Here is an 18,199-nt window from a genome sequence, read left to right as displayed (position 1 = left end):
AGGCTGTCTCAATGAGACAGCCTATTCTTTTTTAGATAAACTTCAATTATTTTTTAGGAGCTCCTCCTGCTGGAGTTGTAGCCGCTGGTGTTGCTGGTGCTGGAGTAAATGGTTTTGGAGTAACACCCATTCTTTTTAACACTAAGTCAGAGATATTTGCATCGTCTGGAGCATGTAAAACGATTGGAGTAGTTCCTTGTCCTGCATCGTAGTTAAATACGAAAGCAAAACCATTTTCTTTTGCTACACCGTGCATATTGTCTTCGATTTTCTTCAACAATGGTTGTAACAATTGAGCTTGTTTCTTTTGTAAAGAAGTAGATGAATTCTGACGGAATTCTTCGATACTGCTTTGCATTCCTTGCAATTCTTTCTCTCTATCCGCTTTAATTACATCTGCCATTGTAGCAGCATTTTTCTCATAATCAGCTAATTTCGTTTGGAAATCTTTCACTTTTTGCTGATACATGTTGTCATATTGCGTTTTAGTAGTCGTCAATTCAGTTTCTACTTGTTTTGCTTCTGGCATTTGAGCTAAAATGTAATCTAAGCTGATGTAACCGATTTTTTGTTGTGCATTTACATTAGCTGTTGCTAAAGCAAAAATTGCAAATAAAGCAATTAAAAATTTGTTCTTCATTTTGTTTGTTATTCTGATTTGGTTAATTACTCTTTTTTGAAGTTGCTTACCGCTCCTTTTCTATTTGATTTACTTTTTGTTGTGTTACTGTTTTCTTTGTTATCTTCAGTCTGCTTGGCTTCTTCTTCCTGTTTTTCTTTGATTTGTTCAGGCGAAATTCCAAGTTCTTCCATTACATAATCTGTATAATCATGGGTTGGGTTGGTATATAACATAGCTAAACCTTCCGAAGATTTATCAAAGAGAATATCTAGTTTTTTAAGTCTAGCTACTTTTTCTACCGCTTTTGCTACTTCGTCCAAAACGGGTTTCATGATGTCTTGTTTTTTCTTAAACAACTCACCTTCAAAACCAAATATTTTGTTTTGTAACTCTTTCGCTTCTTTCTCTTTTTCAGCAATTACTTTCAATCGCTGTACTTTCATTTCCTCTGTAAGAAGTACCTCTTCATATCTATAAGCTTTTTCTAATTTAGAAAGCTCATCATTTTTAGCGGCAACTTCTTTTATCCATTTACTTGTTAATTTCTCAATTTCTTCCTGAGCATTTCTGTATTCAGGTAATTTAGAAGTAACATATTCGGTATCTATATAACCAAACTTTTGGGCTTTTATACTTTCACAAAAACACAGGAATGGCAAAATTAGTAAAAATATCCGCTTTTTCATGGCTAAGGTGGTTAATTTAGTGAATGTATTTGATTAACGCCTTGAACAATATCTTATTGCTATTCTATGTCGATTAACAAAAGATTAACAATACCGAAAAACCAAGCCAATTATCAAATCGGCTTGGTTTTTCAATTTTATATTAGCGTATTTGCTGACCAATCGAGAAAGTAAAAGCTTGTTGTCCAAAGCCATTACTTGAAGTTTGTCCAGGTACTTTATCAAAAGCAAAACCGTAATCAATACCAATCATACCGAAGGCTGGCATAAAAATTCTAGCCCCAAAACCTGCTGATTTATATAATTTGAATGGATTGTATTCTGAATAATTAGCAAAGTTGTTTCCGCCTTCTGCAAAACCTAATAAGAAAATCGTAGCTGATGGGTTTAAAGAAACTGGATAACGAACTTCCATTACAAATTTATTGTAAGCAACCCCACCACTTGGTAAACTACCTTGCGAACCAAACACTCTGTCTTTATAACCACGAAGAGCGATGATGTCACGGCTGATGACATTATAACCTGTTTGCATACCAGAACCACCAAGGTCAAAACGTTCAAAACGAGTAATGTCTTTATTTGAATTATATGAACCAAGGAAACCCATGTGCGTTCTCATGTGGAAAACCAATTTACTTGTAATTGGTGTAAACCATGAGGCATCAAACATCCATTTGTGGTATTCAATTAAATTTTTATTATCGCCTCCAAATAAAGAATACGGAGGAGTTAACGAAGCCGTCAATGAGAAACTAGAACCTGAACGTGGGAAAGTTGGGTTGTCAATACTGTTTCTTGAAAAATTCGTTACAAAAGAAACCGCTACCGAATTACCTTCTGGATAACCATAATATGGTAAGTTCTTCACATCAATTAATTGTAACGATAATGAATTACTTAACGAGAAATAATCATCTGGTACTTTCAAACGCTTACCTAAACTGAATGCTAAAGTAGTACTGTTAAAGTGAGCATCATTCTGAGCAGCTGTAGCACTATCAGACGTTGAAGTATTTAAACCTAAACCTGTACCATAGCCATATCCGTAACCACTTCCATATAAGCTACTTCCGTAACCATAACCTGAACCGTAACCACTCAACTGATTGTACTGTTGAATTTTGTATGGATATGAAATACTTCTACTCAATGAAATAGAGAATGAATTTGGTTTTTTCCCTCCTAACCAAGGCTCAGTAAATGATAAAGAGTAGTTTTGGAAAGAAGTACCATTCGCTTGAAAACGAACAGATAGTTTTTGTCCATCTCCAGAAGGCAATGGTTTCCAAGCACTTAAGTTACCGATATTTCTTGCAGAGAAGTTATTAAAAGTTACACCTAAAGTTCCTACGAAACCGATGTAACCACCCCAACCACCTGAAAGCTCAATTTGATCAGAAGGTTTTTCTTCTACGTTATATTCAATATCAACCGTTCCATCTGCTTTTGGAATTGGGTTTGGTGTAATTTTTTCAGGGTTAAAATAACCGATAGTTGATAATTCACGAACGGTACGAATGATAGCAGATTTACTAAATTTTTGTCCCGGTAAAGTTCTAATTTCACGCATTACTACGTGGTCAGAAGTTTTAGTATTACCGTTTACAATTACCTTATTAATAGTCGCTTGTTTACCTTCAGTAATTCTGAAAGTTAAATCCATTGAGTCTCCAGCAACTGCTGTTTCAATAGGCTCACATTGATAAAATAAATAACCATTATCCATATAAGCCGAACTAACATCTTCGCCTGGCTTACCGTTCAAACGCTTTTCTAAATCTTCAACGTTATAAACATCTCCTTTTTTAACGCCTAATAATTCAGTCAAGACAGAATCTGGATAAATGTAGTTTCCTTCCCAATATACATTTCTATAATGATACTGTTTCCCTTCATCTAGTTTCAAGATAATTTTAACAGTTCTATCAGAATCTTTAAAAACTGAATCAGAAATCAATTGTGCATCTCTATATCCTTTTTTATTGTAGAATTCTATCAATTTCTGTTTATCTTCTTCAAACTTTTTAGGAACGTATTTTGAAGAAGTAAAGATTTTATAAAATGCTTTCTGTTTCGTTCCTTTTAATTTACGACGAAGTACGCTTTCTTTTATCTCTGTTCTACCTACAAATTCAATTTTAGAAATTTTTACTTTATCTCCTTTTTTAATAGCTACTTTCATCGTTGCATTATTACCACGAAGTGAATCGGTTTTTTCAGCAATTTTGATACTAACATTCAAATAGCCTTTATCTTGATAGAACTTTCTAATGGCCAACTCTACGTTTTTCTTAACCGTTTCAGTAACGATTTTTCCTTTGTAGGTTTTGATTTTATCGCTTAATGTTTCCTGCTCTCCTTTTTTAATACCTGTATATTCTAATTTATACAATCTAGGGCGCTCTTTGATAACGATATTCAACCAAATTTTTTCTCCCTCAATTTTAGTAGCTTCTACTTGTACTTCTTCCAAAATCCCTTGACTCATCAATTTTTTAATGGCAGACGTAGCAGCATCTCCTGGTACTTTAATTCTATCTCCTACTCTTAACCCAGAAAGAGAAATCATTGAATTGCCATCGTAGAATTTAGAGCCAGTAGTAGTAATTTCAGCAATTTCATATTCTTTAGGTTCAGCGTAATTCATTTCAATTGCTTTTTCAGCAATTGGCGAACGTGCTCCCATTGCTCCACGCAATTGGGCTTGTGAAAGAAAAGAAATGAATAAGCATGAAAGTAATAATGTATATTTTTTCATTTTGCGAATAGTTCTCATTTCAGATGAGAAAGAAAACATTTGTATTTTAAGCATTTACCGGGTTTTTAATTTGCTCTGAGGTTTTCCCAAATCTACGTTCACGTTCTTGATAATCAAGGATTGCTTCAAAAAGGTGTTCACGTCTGAAGTCTGGCCAGAACAATTCTTCAAAAATATACAATTCAGAATAAGCTAATTGCCAAAGCAAGAAATTACTAATACGGTGGTCGCCTCCTGTACGAATCATCAAATCAGGATTTGGAATTCCTTTGGTATCTAATGATTGTTCGAAAAGTTGCTCATTAATATCCTCAACAGCCAACTCTCCATTTTTTACTTGTTCGGCTAGTTTTTTGGCAGTTTTAACGATGTCCCACTTTCCACTATAACTTAGTGCCAAAATAACTGTGATACCAGTATTATCTTTGGTTTCTTCAATGGCATTTCTAAGTACTCGTTGTGAACTTTCAGGTAATGTGTCGATAGCACCTATGGTATCTAGTCGTACATTATTTTTCTTCATATCTTCAAGTTCATCTTTGAGCGCACTGATTAAAAGCATCATCAAAGCATCAACTTCAGCCTTTGGGCGATTCCAGTTTTCAGTTGAAAAAGCATAAAGTGTTAAATATTTCACACCTAAATCTGCACTACCTTCAATGGCTTCTTTTACTGCTTTTAAAGCATTTCTATGTCCGAAAATTCTGTCAACGAAGCCTTGCTGTTTTGCCCAACGTCCGTTTCCGTCCATGATAACGGCAATATGTTTTGGTAGATTGTTAGGGTCTAATTGTTCTTTCACCGATTTAACACTTTTTAACACATAAAACTTATAATAATAGGCTTCCAAATACGCAATAAGCAGGTTTGAAGCCCTTTATTCCTAGCAAGATGGGTAACTCTTGTAGCTTTTGAAACTTGGATAATAAGTCAAAAAATAGACTAGGAGTACTTTTTGGGAATAATATGACAAATTTAACGAATTCCCTATCCTATTCAAAATCAAGGAAGCCCTTATTGCTGGCAAGTATGATATTAAAAGGGCATAAAAACGGTATCAAACATAAATAATGTAAAGCTTTTCAGCTTTTACTCTTACGTTCAATAGTTCAAAACATGAAAATTTCTTATTTAAGGACAATATACTTTGATAAATTTGTAGGTTAAAGACAGTGAAGTATAATAATACATATCACCACGACTGTAGTCATTTTGTTGGTTTTTAGGTAAAGCTGGGTTGTCTCCACCTAAATTATCTAAATAGTCTGTAAAGGTTTTTCTAGCACCAAATTCAAGGTTAATATCCCAAGGTCCAGCCAGATTATATTTCACGCCAATTCCAAAAGGAATTACTACTTGTAAGGTTTTATAATTTGTTACAGGTGTATCTCTAGGTGAAAACTTTATTAAACCTAATCCTCCAAAAACATAAGGACTCCAATCTTTGTGATAACGATTGTACTTGTAGTCGAAAAAATTATATTCAGTAATTAGGTTTAATTCATTAATAGATGTTTTGAAAGTCTGTCCTCTTAATTGATTAAAAGAATCATTTACTTTGCTATCATCTCCATAAATTGAGCCCAAAACAATGCTCGACCTGAAACTAACGATTTTGTTAGGATTATATCTAAAAAGCAAATTTCCACCCAAACGTGCAAAAGCTGGGTGAAAATCGGGAGAAATATCTCCTTTATAATTCATTACTCCTAAACCACCTCCTATTTCTATTTTTTGTGCGAAAGTATTTACACTTAATAAGCTAAATACTAAAAGGAGAAACTTTTTTGATAATGTCATAATTAATAAAAAAGTCAGGCGAAAAACACCTGACCGTTCATGAATGTTATTCCAGACTGATTAACGAGTAACTGGACATTTAATTTTATTAGGAATATGATAAATCAACTTCACTGTTGTTAACATGTAAGCATCATTATATTTTGGATTTCCACGTAAATCAGCTTTGTCTGAAAAACCTGGAATTGCAGTCAAACTAAAAGGGTTGATAGGTGCGGATGCACTATAAATGCCTATATCTGTCAAATAATTTATTACTCCTTGTGTACGGTCATTTCCAGAACGAGCAGCAATTTGTTCTAATGATCTATTTCCCATTGAAGCTGCCAGTGGACTTTGAGCTGCTAAATCAGCAGGATCAGCAAAATTACCACTTACATCATCCAAATAATCCGTCAAAGTATAACGGTAGCTCATTTCTATCCCTAAATCCCAATGTTTATTCAGTTTATACTTTACGCCAACACCTAGTGGAAAAGAAACGCTAATTAATGAATAAGGATTATTGGCATAGCCCGGAAGACCTTGCCCTTCTGTATTTAAAGGCTGTAAGCGAACCCAATCATTACCATACAAAGAAGCATCTGGTTTAGCCATCGGATCGTGAGCAAAAACTGCAACTCCTCCAAAAATATAAGGAATAATATTAGCTCTACGCAAATAACTACGACTTGTACGTACTAAATCATATTGCCCAACAATTGAAAGTTCTTTAATATCATTTCTAAAATGCAAGTTTCTGATAAAATTACCTTCATAACCTTTTACTCCTTCAAGATAATTATCATCACCAGAAATTCTGGCATAAGTAAGACCAAAACGAAGCGCAAAAGTTGGTGAAAACTGACGAGTAAAATTGAAGTTAACATTCCAACGCATTCCATTTACTGTAGATTGTAAAAATCTGTTGTAAGGAGAAATATCACCATAATAGCTTGAAGTACCTACGCCTAAACTAACTGTTGAATTTGGTTCAAACAATCTATTTTTACGTGGTTTATCTTTGCCTCCGAAAAGATTTGAAAATCTAAATTGTGCCTCAGAATCTTGTGTATTCAAAGCACAAATTATCAGTATCAGAAGTATTGAAGAATATTTTTTCATATTTGTCTGGTAATGGATGGAATCTATGTGGTTATTCTTTTTCAATTGAATCAACAAACAATTTGTTAACGTAAAACCATTAAGTTTGTTATGAGTATCAATTAAATTTTACAACGAAAATAATATATTCAAATGGATTCGTCTTGCTTAATTTTAATTAAAATGATTTATTAATTCCTTGCATCAAATCCCCAATTAAGTTTACTTCTTAAAGTATTCAAGAAATTACTATCGCTCAGTTTAATAATGTTGGCTTTAAAAGCTTCTCTTTTCATCCTGATTTTCACATTGCTATCAATCACTTTTGAACGAGCATCCAAAGAAATCAAGCAACTGTTACTTCTACTTTCTACTTCAAAATCCAGAATTACATCTGTTGAAACTACCAAAGGACGCACATTTAAGTTGTGAGGACTCATGGGCGAAATCACAAAAATATCTGAACTCGGCATTACCAAAGGACCGCCAACACTAAGATTGTAGCCAGTTGAACCTGTTGCAGTAGCAATAATCAGCCCATCCGCCCAATAAGTATTCAGAAACTCACCGTTCAAATATGCTTTTAACATAATCATTGAAGAAGTATCGGTTTTCATAATTCCTAATTCATTCAATCCAAAATTTATCCCATTAAAAACATCTATTGGTTCATTATTTAAGCGGGTTTCCACACTTACCAACGTTCGTGGGTCTAAGGTATAGCGTTCTGCAAAAATTTCTTCTAAACTTTCATTAATCTTGTCGGGTGAAACTGTCGCTAAAAAGCCTAATCGACCAGTATTTATGCCAAGTATTGGTGTTTCTCGCTTAGTTACATGCGTAACAGTATCTAGCAAAGTACCATCTCCGCCCAAACTCAATACAATATTTGCATCAAATAAATCTTCTTGAGATGTATAAAATTGCGTTGCATGATGGCTGACTCCAATCTCAGTCAAAAATTGTTGATAGATTTCGGAAATTTGGATTTCAACTCCTTTCTGAGCCAAAAAATCAAACATTAGTTGAACAAAAGGTTTGATTTCATCCTTAAAATTTCGCCCGTTAATGGCTATTTTCATCTTGTATGATCTGTGTTGATTGGAAGCTTATTTTCTAAATTTAAGAAAAAAGCCTGATTTTCTATCTGAAAAACAAAAGAAGAAAGAAGAATGTGAATTCCCAAACTTTTGGGAATTGAATATTGGATTTATTGATAGTTTTCGAACAAATTGCGTTTTTTACTCTTTTTAAAAGTTTTTCACAATCACTTTAAAAACAAAAAAGCTCTTGAGGTTTTCTCAAGAGCTTAATATTATAAATTCAAATATTTCATCAGCATATCGTATCGTTCTTTATCGGGTGAAGTAATTTCTTCAAAATTATAAGCACCAACGATATCATATTCAAAACGTTCGAGTGTTGCGATTACTCTTGAAATATCTTGTTGATTTAATTTCAAGGTTAAAATATCTTTTGAGTCTTCCAGTCCAGAACCACTTGTATAATATGAACTGATAATTTTAACATTATTAGATTCTATTAAACGACTAATTTCTGAAAGTGAATAACTTCTGTTTTCAACTGCAATTTCTAATACAGCCCCAATTTCTTGTGAGCCTAAGTTTTTAGAAAACTGATTTAATAATTCTTGAACACTGATTGTACCTATAAAACTTTGTTCTTCATCAAGCACAACAACTGCTTGTAAATCGTACTGTTGAGCAATTTTCAGAATCTCAAAAAGATGTTGATTTATATTGACAAAAGCGTCTTCAAATTCAGGTTGTAATGCCAAAAGTGGTAAATCTTCATCGGCATCAAGCAAAATATCATGGCTAATCAAACCTTGATATTCTTGTTCATGAATCAATGGCAATTGTCCTATTCTATATTCTTCCATCCAGTTTAACGCCTCTCCTACAGTATCTGTAGATTTTAGCACTGGTAACATTGGATTAATGAAGTCTTTAGCGTGCATATTATGTCGATGAAATTTATATAATTAAAGCTAATATAGTTAATTATAGATAAATTCCAAATTTTAAGTTGATTATACCAACTCAACTACACGAATAGGAGTTTTTTCGAGCCAGCCATCCAAAATTTCGTTAAATCTTTCTGGACACTCCATCATCGGAGCATGACTACACTTATCGATAAAATGCAATTCAGAATTTTCAATTAAACGATTGAATTCATGACCTACTTGTGGCGGCGTTATGGTGTCGTTCAATCCCCAAACCAATAGTGTTGGTACTTTGATTTTAACAACATCTTTCGCCATATTGTTCCGTTGTGCGGACTTTGCTATCGAGATTATTCTAATTACTTTAGAAGCACTGTTGGTAATTTCAAATACTTCGTCAATTAATGCTTTTGTAGCTGTTTCAGGACGATAAAAAGTATATTCTACTCTTTCTTTGATGTATTGATAATTTCCACGTTTTGGATACGAACCACCCATTCCATCTTCAAAAAGCCCTGAACTTCCTGTCAACACTAATCTTTTTACTTTTGAAGGATTTCTCAATGTATAAATCAATGAAACGTGTCCACCTAAAGAATTTCCTAAAAGTGTTAACTCATCAAAGCCTTTCCAATTCACAAAACCTTCGATGAATTCAGTTAATCCTTCACATCCAGCTTTTGCGATTGGCATTTCGTAAATTGGCATCATCGGAATAATTACTCGATATTTACCCTTGAAGCCCTCAATTACTCCTTCCCAGTTACTTAATGCACCGAAAAGTCCGTGAAGTAAAAAAAGAATTTCGCCTTCTCCTTCGTCGATGTACTTGTAACCATTTTCTTCGTGAATTTGATAGTTCATATCTTATAATATTAAAAATTTGATGATGATTTCACTTTTCAGCCCAATCAAAATACTTGTATATGGATAAATCAACCCTTTAAGCAATCTAAATAAAATACAATTTTCCTCGAAATTTTAATAATCTATTAAATAGTTTATCGGTTTAATTCAATTTTATATAGATTTTAAATGTGATGCAAAATAATAAAAAATCTCTGAAAAGTATATTATTTGTATGTTATTAGTTTTAACAAATTAGATTAAGATAAATTCATTTTAAAGCAAAAAAATACATAAACTACTAAATACCAATACATTATATATTAAAACAGAAAATCATTTTTCTGTAATTCTTTAGATGAATGTAAATATAAAAAACTGATTACTCTTAATTTGTCAGGCAAATGACCCATTTTTCAATATTAGAATATTTATATTTTCCTTCATTTTGTCATAATGGTTTTATATAATTTTCAAGAAAGTCAAAACTCTTTACGAAATAGCTAGTTATTTTTAATAAATAAAGAAAAACAGTCAAAATAATATAAATCCTATAAACATACTAGATTTTACATAAAATTGAGGCTGAAATATATTCTATCATTATTAAATCAATACAGAAATGATTATCATCATCGGAGCTGGCATAGCTGGATTGACATGTGCCAAATACTTAAAAGACAGAGGAATTGACTCTTTGATTTTAGAAGCTAGTGATACAGTTGGCGGAAGAGTAAAAACAGACAAACAAGATGGATTTCTACTTGATAGAGGTTTTCAGATTTTATTGACTGTTTATCCAGAAGCACAAAAATTGCTAAACTATGAAAAATTAAATCTCCAACCTTTCACATCTGGCGCTTTGATTTGTGACAATGAACAACATAAATTCACGAAAATGCTTAATCCGATACAAGAACCATCGGCTTTGTTTGCAGCGCTTTTTTCAAATGTTGGGACATTTGCCGACAAGCTCAGAATCCTTCGTTTGATTATCGAAACCCAAAATATGCAAGAAGATATTTTTGAAAATAAGTATCAGTCAACCTTGCAATATCTACAAAACTTTGGATTTTCTGATAAAATGATTTTGCAGTTCTTCAAGCCTTTCTTCGGTGGTATATTTCTTGAAGATGAGTTAAATACTTCTGCCAATTTTTTCAAATTTATTTTTGGAAAATTCTATGAAGGTGATGCTGTAATTCCAGCCAATGGGATGCAAGAAATTCCTTTACAGATTGCTAATCATTTGCCAAAAAACGCCATACTTTTCAATACCAAAGTCGTAAAAATTGAAGAAAATAGGGTTTATTTAGAAAATGGAGAAAAATTGTATGGCGAAAAAATTGTCTTAGCAACAGATGGTTTAACTGCTGAAAAGCTTTTAGGGAAAACTCAAAGTCTGACATTCAACAAAACTACTTGTACTTATTTTTCAGCAAATAAATCACCCCTTACAGAAAAACTTTTAGTACTCAATCCAGATAGAAAAGCTAAAATCCATAATCTGTGCGTACCGAGTGATATTGCTCCTAATTATGCCCCAGCTGGTAAATCTTTAATTGCTGTTTCTACTCAAGGAGATGTGAAAGAGGATGAAAAAATATTGACCGAAAGTATTAAAAAGGAATTAATTACTTGGTTTGGCAAAGAAGCATCCACTTGGCAACATTTGAAAACCTATCATATTCCACAAGCTTTACCAAGTTTTAAGCAGAAAAATAAGGAAACATTTCCATTGCAAATCAGTGATATACTCTATCAATGTGGCGATTATACTGCTTATCCATCTTTGAATGCAGCGATGTTGACTGGTAGAAAGGTTGCTGAAAGCTTATAAATTTACTTCACTTAAAACGGTGGATTATTCAGCCGTTTTAAGTGAAGTTTCTAGTATAAATTCAGCCACATTTAAACCTGATAAAAATGCACCTTCAACATTTCCAATTCCAAAACCATCTCCTGCCATAAAAATAGCTTTGTCATCAAATTGATAAAAAGTTGCGGGATAACGACTTGATGCTAAACTGTAACGCCAGCGGTGTATTTGAAACGTTTCAACGGATGATTTTGGAATAAATTCTTCCACCGATTCAAGCATTTTTTGAGCAATTACGTTTAAATCTCCTTCTAAATTTTCAGTACTAAAATTAGCCGAAGCATGAAGTGTCGCACAAGGTTTTGTTGAGATGCCTTTTTGAAAATTATCTGCTATCCAAGCTACTGGTTGATTTTCCAGCATTATTCCTCCATTTTGGATTTCTGTCATTTTATTTAAAACAGCCATTACGGCAATACAAGGCTCATATTTAACCAAATTTAAGGCAGACTCATCTTTAGCAGAAATAAGTATTGATGATTGCTTTAATAATTCCTGAATTTGTGGAACGGGCTGAGTAAGGATTAATTGGTCGAAAATATATTCCCTTCCACTTTCTGAGAGAAGCTTATTATCAACAATTTTACTTACTTTTTCATTGAGAATCACGTTGATATTTTCCGCCATTTTCTTTGGAATCATTTTCATGCCTTTACTTCCAAAATATCGAATATTTGTCCGTTGTGCCAATTGCCATTTTGAGACTATACTCTCTGCTAACAATTCATCTATAAAATACTGAAAATCTTTCGATTGTACAGAAAAATATTGTGCTCCATGATCAGCTTGGCAGTCACCAATTTTTCGGGTAGCCATTCTCCCTCCTACTCCTCTGCCTTTATCAATAACAGTTACTTCATGATGTTTTGCTAAAATTTTAGCGGCTGAAAGTCCAGCTATGCCTGCGCCAACAATAAGTATTTTCAATGTTCTATGATTTGATTCTATTAGTTAACTTCAAAAAAAGCTTTATGTTTTAAAATTTACAGAATAAACAATTGATGACAAAAGACAAGCCTAAAGAAGTAATTAAAAGCATTTTCAATTTGCTCATTTTCAGAATTATTATCAGAATAATTAAAAAAAAGATAAAAATCATCCTTAAAATTAACAATTTCCATTTTTTAGGAAAAAAAGTTTTGTAATTTTGATTTACCATTTTAAAACCCAAACAATGAACAAAAACATTCTACTGATATTATCGTGTATTACTTTATTATTCAGTTGTAAAAAAGATGACGGCAGTTGGAAACAAGCCGCTGAAAATCCTGAGTTCCTAAGAAAAACACAGTTACAAGTTACTGAATCAATTATTCATGACATTTTTCCTCCTCCAGTTTCAAGTCGTATATATAGTTATGCCTCTTTAGCTGCTTATGAAGCACTTGTTCCAGCGAACAAAGGGCTGAAATCAATGGTTGGGCAATTCAATGGTTTTGAGAAAGTTTATAAGCCAGATTCAAGTAAACAATATTGTTATCCATTGGCGGCTACCAGAGCATTTTTAACCATTGGTAAAAACCTTACTTTTGCCCAAGATGTTTATGTAGATTTCGAGAAAAAACTTTGGGAAGAATACAAAGCTACAGGTATTCCGGAAGAGGTTTTTGATAATTCGATTGCCTTTGGTGACTCTGTAGCGGCTTCTATCATGAATTACTCTAAAAAGGATAATTATAAACAAACACGTGGATTCCGTTTTACGGTGACTAATAAAGTAGGAACTTGGGTGCCTACTCCTCCTGCTTATATGGATGCCGTTGAGCCAAATTGGCAAAAGATTCGCTCTTTCACATTAGACTCTTCTGCTCAATTTCCTCCGCCACCACCTTCAAAATTTGATTTAACAAAAGGAAGTGAATATTATAATGAAGTAATGGATTGCTACAATACCGTTAAAAATTTGACGGATGAACAAAGAGCTATCTGTAATTTCTGGGATTGTAACCCTTTCAAGATGAACATTACTGGTCATGCTATGTTTGCTACTAAAAAAGTATCTCCAGGCGGACATTGGATGGGAATTGTTTCGCAAGTAAGCAGAAATACCAATGCTGATATTTATAAAACAGCACAGGCTTACTTAATGACGTCAATTGCTGTTTTTGACGGATTCATTTCTTGCTGGACTGAAAAATATCGTTCGGTTCGTATTCGTCCAGAAAGTGTTATCAACGCTAATATTGATAAAGATTGGCAACCTGTTTTGCAAACACCTCCTTTCCCAGAATATACTTCTGGACACTCGGTAATTTCTGGAGCAGCGTCAGTGGCATTATCATCAATTTTAGGCGATAACGTTGCTTTTGCGGACTCAACTGAAATTCCTTATGGATTACCAGTTCGTCAATTTACCTCTTTCAAACAAGCCGCTGAAGAAGCTTCTATTAGCCGTTTATATGGAGGAATTCATTTCCGTCCAGCTTTAGAAAATGGTTTAGTGCAAGGCCGAAAAGTAGGAAACTGGATTGTTGGAAAAATAAAAACTAAGTAATCAGATGCGTTTTCAAACGTTTTAAATATTGAAAAATTTAAGCAAAAAGCCAAACTAGTCGTCAGTTTGGCTTTTTTGTGTAATTTCACTTTATGAAAGTCCCCCAAACATTAATTAATTCATTGCAAAACATTCAAGGTTTTAATGAAAGTACCTTTATTAAAGCGCATGAAAATGACGCATCTCCTACTTCTATTCGCATAAATCCGTTTAAAAATTCAGATTTTTTTAATGATGAAGCTCCCGTAATTTGGTCTGATTATGGAAAATACCTAGCCTCTCGTAGCGACTTTTCGCAAAATCCACTTTTCCATGCTGGTACTTTTTTTGTTCAAGAAGCAAGTTCGATGTACTTAGAACAAGTTTTGAAAAACACAGTCGATTTATCTCAAGATTTAAAAGTGCTTGATTTATGTGCTGCACCAGGTGGAACAAGTACATTAATTGCCAGTTTATTAACGCCTGATTCTTTATTAATTTGTAATGATGTTATTCAAAATAGAAGTAATAATTTGAGTGATAATCTGACAAAATGGGGTACAATGAACACGATTGTGACTAATAATGACCCAAAAGATTTCATGCGTCTTTTTGGTTTTTTTGACGTATTAGTGATTGATGCACCAAGTTCGAATTCAGGTTTAATGAGAAAAGACCCCAATATTTTGAAAGAATGGTCGGATGCAAATGTTTTAGCTTGGTCATTAAAACAAAAGAAAATGATTAGCGATGCTTGGTCTAGCTTAAAGCAAGGCGGAATTCTAATTTATTCAACATCATCTTATTCTAAAGAAGAAAATGAAGAAATGGTAGATTGGATAGAAACTACTTTTAATGCTGAGCATTTAACCGCAAAAAATACCGATAAACTTGGTGGAGAAATAATTTCGGAAGGCTCATTTAGACTTTTCCCTGACCATGTAAAAGGAGAAGGCTTTTTTATTACAGCCTTCAAAAAAAAATCGTCAGAAAAAGAAGTATTTATTCGCTCTGGTAAACCCATCAAAAATAACAATCGTAGAACTGAACGAGAAATTTTCAGAAATTGGATAAAAGACGTTGATGACCATACTTGGTTTGAAAAAAATGGAGATTATTTTTTAATCAAGCCTACACACGAACATGCCATTAATTTAATCCAGTTTAATTTTAATCTTAAAAAAGTAGGCACAAAAATCGGAAAACTATCTAATAAAGATTTAATTCCTGACCATGAGCTTGCTATGAGTATATTTTTATCCGAAAAAACAAACAAAGTTGAACTCAGCACAGAAGAAGCAAATAAGTATTTAAGAAGAGAAGATTTTGTTTTGGAAGAAGTGATAAAAGGCTGGTCTTTAATGACTTTCAAAGGCTTTGGATTAGGTTGGGCGAAAATACTTCCTAATAGAATCAATAATTATTATCCAAAAGAACTGAGGATTTCGAGTAAAGAAGCTTAATCTTCCTAAAAAAGCGACAAGGATTCTGTGAAAAGATGATTATTGAGCTTTGTTTGTAAGTATTTTACTTATTTTTGTAGCAAATTCTTTGTGAAGTAATTAAACAAAAAAATTACCTAAAAAACTCATCAAGAGAATTTGATATTTTCTTTTAATGATTGAGTCTTTAATTCATTATTTTAGTAATAAATTCAAACCAACAATCATTAACTGTCTGTCAGCAGGTTGAAAAACCTGATTGTTAAATGTTTATCTCAAATGTAACAGCCGACTCTAATCTTATTAAATTCTGATTTGTAGAGCGCTGTCAAAAGAACGCATGATTAACGAAGAAGCAAAAGAAATTAAAGAAGAAATCGAAGCACAAGCTATCGAAGTAACAGAATCCGCAGCTAACACACAAGCGGAAGAAGTATCTATTCTTGAGGTTGCAGCAACCCCTGAACCCATTGAAACAATCTCTGAAGTAACACCTGAGCCTATTCTTGTATCAGCGGTACTTGAAACAATTGAAGAGACAGAAACAATTGAAACCCAAGCAATTGATTATTCTAGCTTTCAAAAAGCAGATTTTGTGAAAACTTTAGAGAAAGTATTGGCAGAAGTAAAGGAAAATCCTTCGGTAGGTATTTTCAGAAAATCTGAAGATACTTTGAAAGAAATTAGACCATTATTTGAGCAAATTAAAAGTGCAGAAAAAGCAGAAGCACTTGCTAAATTTAAAGAAGCCAACGAAGGTTCTGAAGATGGATTCGAATTTAAGCTAGACACTGCAAGTGAACAATTTGATACGCTTTTTAAAGCTATTAAAGAGGAACGTTCAAAGTATTTTGCCAACATTGAAAAAGAAAAAGATAAGAATTTCAGTCAAAAAACTGTACTTATCAATCGTCTTCGCACGTTGGTTGAAGGTGAAGACAGCAGTGATCCAGCACATATCAAATCTGGTTTCAATGAATTCAAGAAGATTCAAGAAGAATGGAAAACTGCTGGAAATGTAAATTCTCCACACAACAATACTCTTTGGCAAACATTCCACGCTTTAGTTGATAGATTTTACAGTAATCGTAGTATTTATTTTGAGTTATTAGAACTTGACCGCAAGCGTAATCTTCAACACAAAATTGAGTTGTGTAGTAAAATCGAAAAAATAGCAGAAACGTCGAAAACAGAAAACGTTACTGGTAAAATGTTAGATGAAGCTGTAGCGACTTTTGAGGAGTACAAGCACGTTGGTCCAGCACCAAAAGAAGAAAACGAACTTATCTGGCAAAGAGTAAAAGATGCTTTGGACATTATTTATGGCAAACGTCGTGAACAATTAGAAGCCTCAAAAGCAGAAGCAGAACAAGTATTCGCTTTGAAAACATCAATTGCTGAGCTTATTCAACCTTTTGCAAGCTTCAATTCTGCTTCAATTACCGAGTGGAACGACCGCACCAAAGCACTTTTGGCTTTACAAGACCAATGGAATAACATCAAAGGTTTTATGCCTAAAGAAAAAGGCAAAGAATTGAGCGATAAGTTCTGGTCGGATATTAAAACGTTTTTCAGAAACAAAACAGAGTTTTTCCGTTTACTAGAAATCAAAAGAGAAGAAAATCTAAAAGCTAAAAATGCAATTATTGAAGAGGTAGAAGCATTATTAGCCAATGAAGATGAATCTCAAGAAGCTACCAATACTGTAATTCGTTTACAAAAAGAGTTCCGTGAGATTGGTCATGTTCCTGAAAAAGAAAAAGATGTCATTTACAGTAAATTCAAAAACGTTTGTGATACTTTCTTCAATGCCAAAAGAGCTAAAAATCAAACTTTAGAAAAAGAATTTGAAGCTAATTTAGTGAACAAAACTGCACTTTGTGAGCAAATCGAAAAAGAAGCTTCTGAAGGTGCTGAAACAGCAAGACTAGCTGAATTCAAAGCACAATGGTCGGCAATAGGTTTTGTTCCTAAAAAGGAAATGCAAAATATCGGAAAACGTTATATTAATGCCATCAACAAATATGTGAGTGCAATGGCTAAACTTTCTGGTAGAGAACGAGAGCAATTGAGTTTACAGAATGAAGTTGAAATGGTGAGAGCGCACGGAGAATCGCCAAAAGATTTAATCCGTAAAGAAAATGACATCCGTCGTAAAATGCAGACCATTGAAAATGACATTGCAGTTTACAGAAATAACTTAGAATTTTTCGCAAAATCTAAAAATGCGGATAAGCTTCGCCAAGATGTTGAAGCAAAAATTCAAAAAGCGGCAAAAGATTTAGCAGATTTGAAACATCAAATTAAAATAATCAGAGAAGCTGAAAGATGAAAAATCACCAAAACAGGGCTAATTTAATCATTAGCCCTGTTTTTTTTGAAAAAAATTTCACTGCTTAATCTTTTGAAATTCAGAAACTTGCAAAAAAGTTTAAGAAAATGTTAAAAATTTCTTTCCAAAACGTTTGCACAGTAATACAAAACCTACTAATTTTGCATCACGATAAACGAAGAACATCTCGCTAATCGTTGAGAAAAGCCTTCTTAGCTCAGCTGGTAGAGCAACTGACTTGTAATCAGTAGGTCATTGGTTCGATCCCGATAGAAGGCTCAAGTACAAAACTCATTAGCCATTCAT

The 18,199-nt window shown here is 33.3% G+C and carries 14 protein-coding genes and 1 tRNA gene; 5 read left to right on the top strand and 10 right to left on the bottom strand.

The window, feature by feature from the left end; genetic code table 11:
* Positions 1–46: 46 nt before the first annotated feature.
* From VB798_RS02710 to VB798_RS02670, 9 genes are all read right to left on the bottom strand, one after another.
* Positions 47–640, bottom strand: a complete 594-nt coding sequence (locus VB798_RS02710) for an OmpH family outer membrane protein (protein WP_323255693.1) — start codon at positions 638–640, stop codon at positions 47–49.
* Positions 641–666: 26 nt separating this feature from the next.
* Entirely contained in the window at positions 667–1,308 is a 642-nt protein-coding gene (locus tag VB798_RS02705; protein ID WP_323255691.1) for an OmpH family outer membrane protein, read from the bottom strand.
* A 142-nt stretch (positions 1,309–1,450) separates the two neighbouring features.
* Positions 1,451–4,069 (bottom strand): outer membrane protein assembly factor BamA, encoded by a 2,619-nt coding sequence (gene bamA, locus VB798_RS02700; protein WP_407654133.1) that lies wholly within the window; start codon positions 4,067–4,069, stop codon positions 1,451–1,453.
* A gap of 46 nt (positions 4,070–4,115) precedes the next feature.
* A complete protein-coding gene (locus VB798_RS02695; protein ID WP_323255687.1) occupies positions 4,116–4,892 on the bottom strand; it encodes an isoprenyl transferase in 777 nt (258 codons plus the stop codon).
* Between the two features lie 308 nt (positions 4,893–5,200).
* Positions 5,201–5,869 carry a type IX secretion system protein PorG gene (gene porG, locus VB798_RS02690; RefSeq protein ID WP_323255685.1) on the bottom strand — a complete coding sequence of 223 codons (669 nt, stop codon included), beginning with the start codon at positions 5,867–5,869 and terminating at the stop codon, positions 5,201–5,203.
* Between the two features lie 60 nt (positions 5,870–5,929).
* Positions 5,930–6,973 carry a DUF6089 family protein gene (locus tag VB798_RS02685; RefSeq protein WP_323255683.1) on the bottom strand — a complete coding sequence of 348 codons (1,044 nt, stop codon included), beginning with the start codon at positions 6,971–6,973 and terminating at the stop codon, positions 5,930–5,932.
* A gap of 170 nt (positions 6,974–7,143) precedes the next feature.
* Positions 7,144–8,034, bottom strand: a complete 891-nt coding sequence (locus VB798_RS02680) for an NAD kinase (protein ID WP_323255681.1) — start codon at positions 8,032–8,034, stop codon at positions 7,144–7,146.
* Between the two features lie 233 nt (positions 8,035–8,267).
* Positions 8,268–8,933 carry a CBS domain-containing protein gene (locus VB798_RS02675; RefSeq protein ID WP_323255679.1) on the bottom strand — a complete coding sequence of 222 codons (666 nt, stop codon included), beginning with the start codon at positions 8,931–8,933 and terminating at the stop codon, positions 8,268–8,270.
* Positions 8,934–9,005: 72 nt separating this feature from the next.
* Positions 9,006–9,785 carry an alpha/beta fold hydrolase gene (locus tag VB798_RS02670; RefSeq protein ID WP_323255677.1) on the bottom strand — a complete coding sequence of 260 codons (780 nt, stop codon included), beginning with the start codon at positions 9,783–9,785 and terminating at the stop codon, positions 9,006–9,008.
* A 604-nt stretch (positions 9,786–10,389) separates the two neighbouring features.
* Here VB798_RS02670 and VB798_RS02665 point away from each other — a divergent pair.
* Complete coding sequence (locus VB798_RS02665; RefSeq protein WP_323255675.1) at positions 10,390–11,607, top strand: NAD(P)/FAD-dependent oxidoreductase; 1,218 nt, start codon at positions 10,390–10,392, stop codon at positions 11,605–11,607.
* Positions 11,608–11,631: 24 nt separating this feature from the next.
* On the opposite strand, the gene VB798_RS02660 is transcribed toward VB798_RS02665, so the two are convergent.
* Positions 11,632–12,573, bottom strand: coding sequence for an NAD(P)/FAD-dependent oxidoreductase (locus tag VB798_RS02660; RefSeq protein ID WP_323255673.1), 942 nt, complete (start codon positions 12,571–12,573; stop codon positions 11,632–11,634).
* Positions 12,574–12,820: 247 nt separating this feature from the next.
* Here VB798_RS02660 and VB798_RS02655 point away from each other — a divergent pair, with 247 nt between their 5' ends.
* From VB798_RS02655 to VB798_RS02640, 4 genes are all read left to right on the top strand, one after another.
* Entirely contained in the window at positions 12,821–14,140 is a 1,320-nt protein-coding gene (locus VB798_RS02655; protein WP_323255671.1) for a vanadium-dependent haloperoxidase, read from the top strand.
* Between the two features lie 92 nt (positions 14,141–14,232).
* Positions 14,233–15,582, top strand: coding sequence for a methyltransferase RsmF C-terminal domain-like protein (locus tag VB798_RS02650; protein WP_323255669.1), 1,350 nt, complete (start codon positions 14,233–14,235; stop codon positions 15,580–15,582).
* 319 nt (positions 15,583–15,901) lie between these two features.
* Complete coding sequence (locus VB798_RS02645) at positions 15,902–17,893, top strand: DUF349 domain-containing protein (RefSeq protein ID WP_323255667.1); 1,992 nt, start codon at positions 15,902–15,904, stop codon at positions 17,891–17,893.
* A 206-nt stretch (positions 17,894–18,099) separates the two neighbouring features.
* A tRNA-Thr gene (locus tag VB798_RS02640) sits at positions 18,100–18,172 on the top strand.
* Positions 18,173–18,199 lie beyond the last annotated feature (27 nt).

Source organism: Arcicella lustrica, from assembly GCF_034930985.1.
GTDB classification, from domain to species: domain Bacteria; phylum Bacteroidota; class Bacteroidia; order Cytophagales; family Spirosomataceae; genus Arcicella; species Arcicella lustrica.
This window is presented reverse-complemented; position numbering and strand designations above follow the sequence as displayed.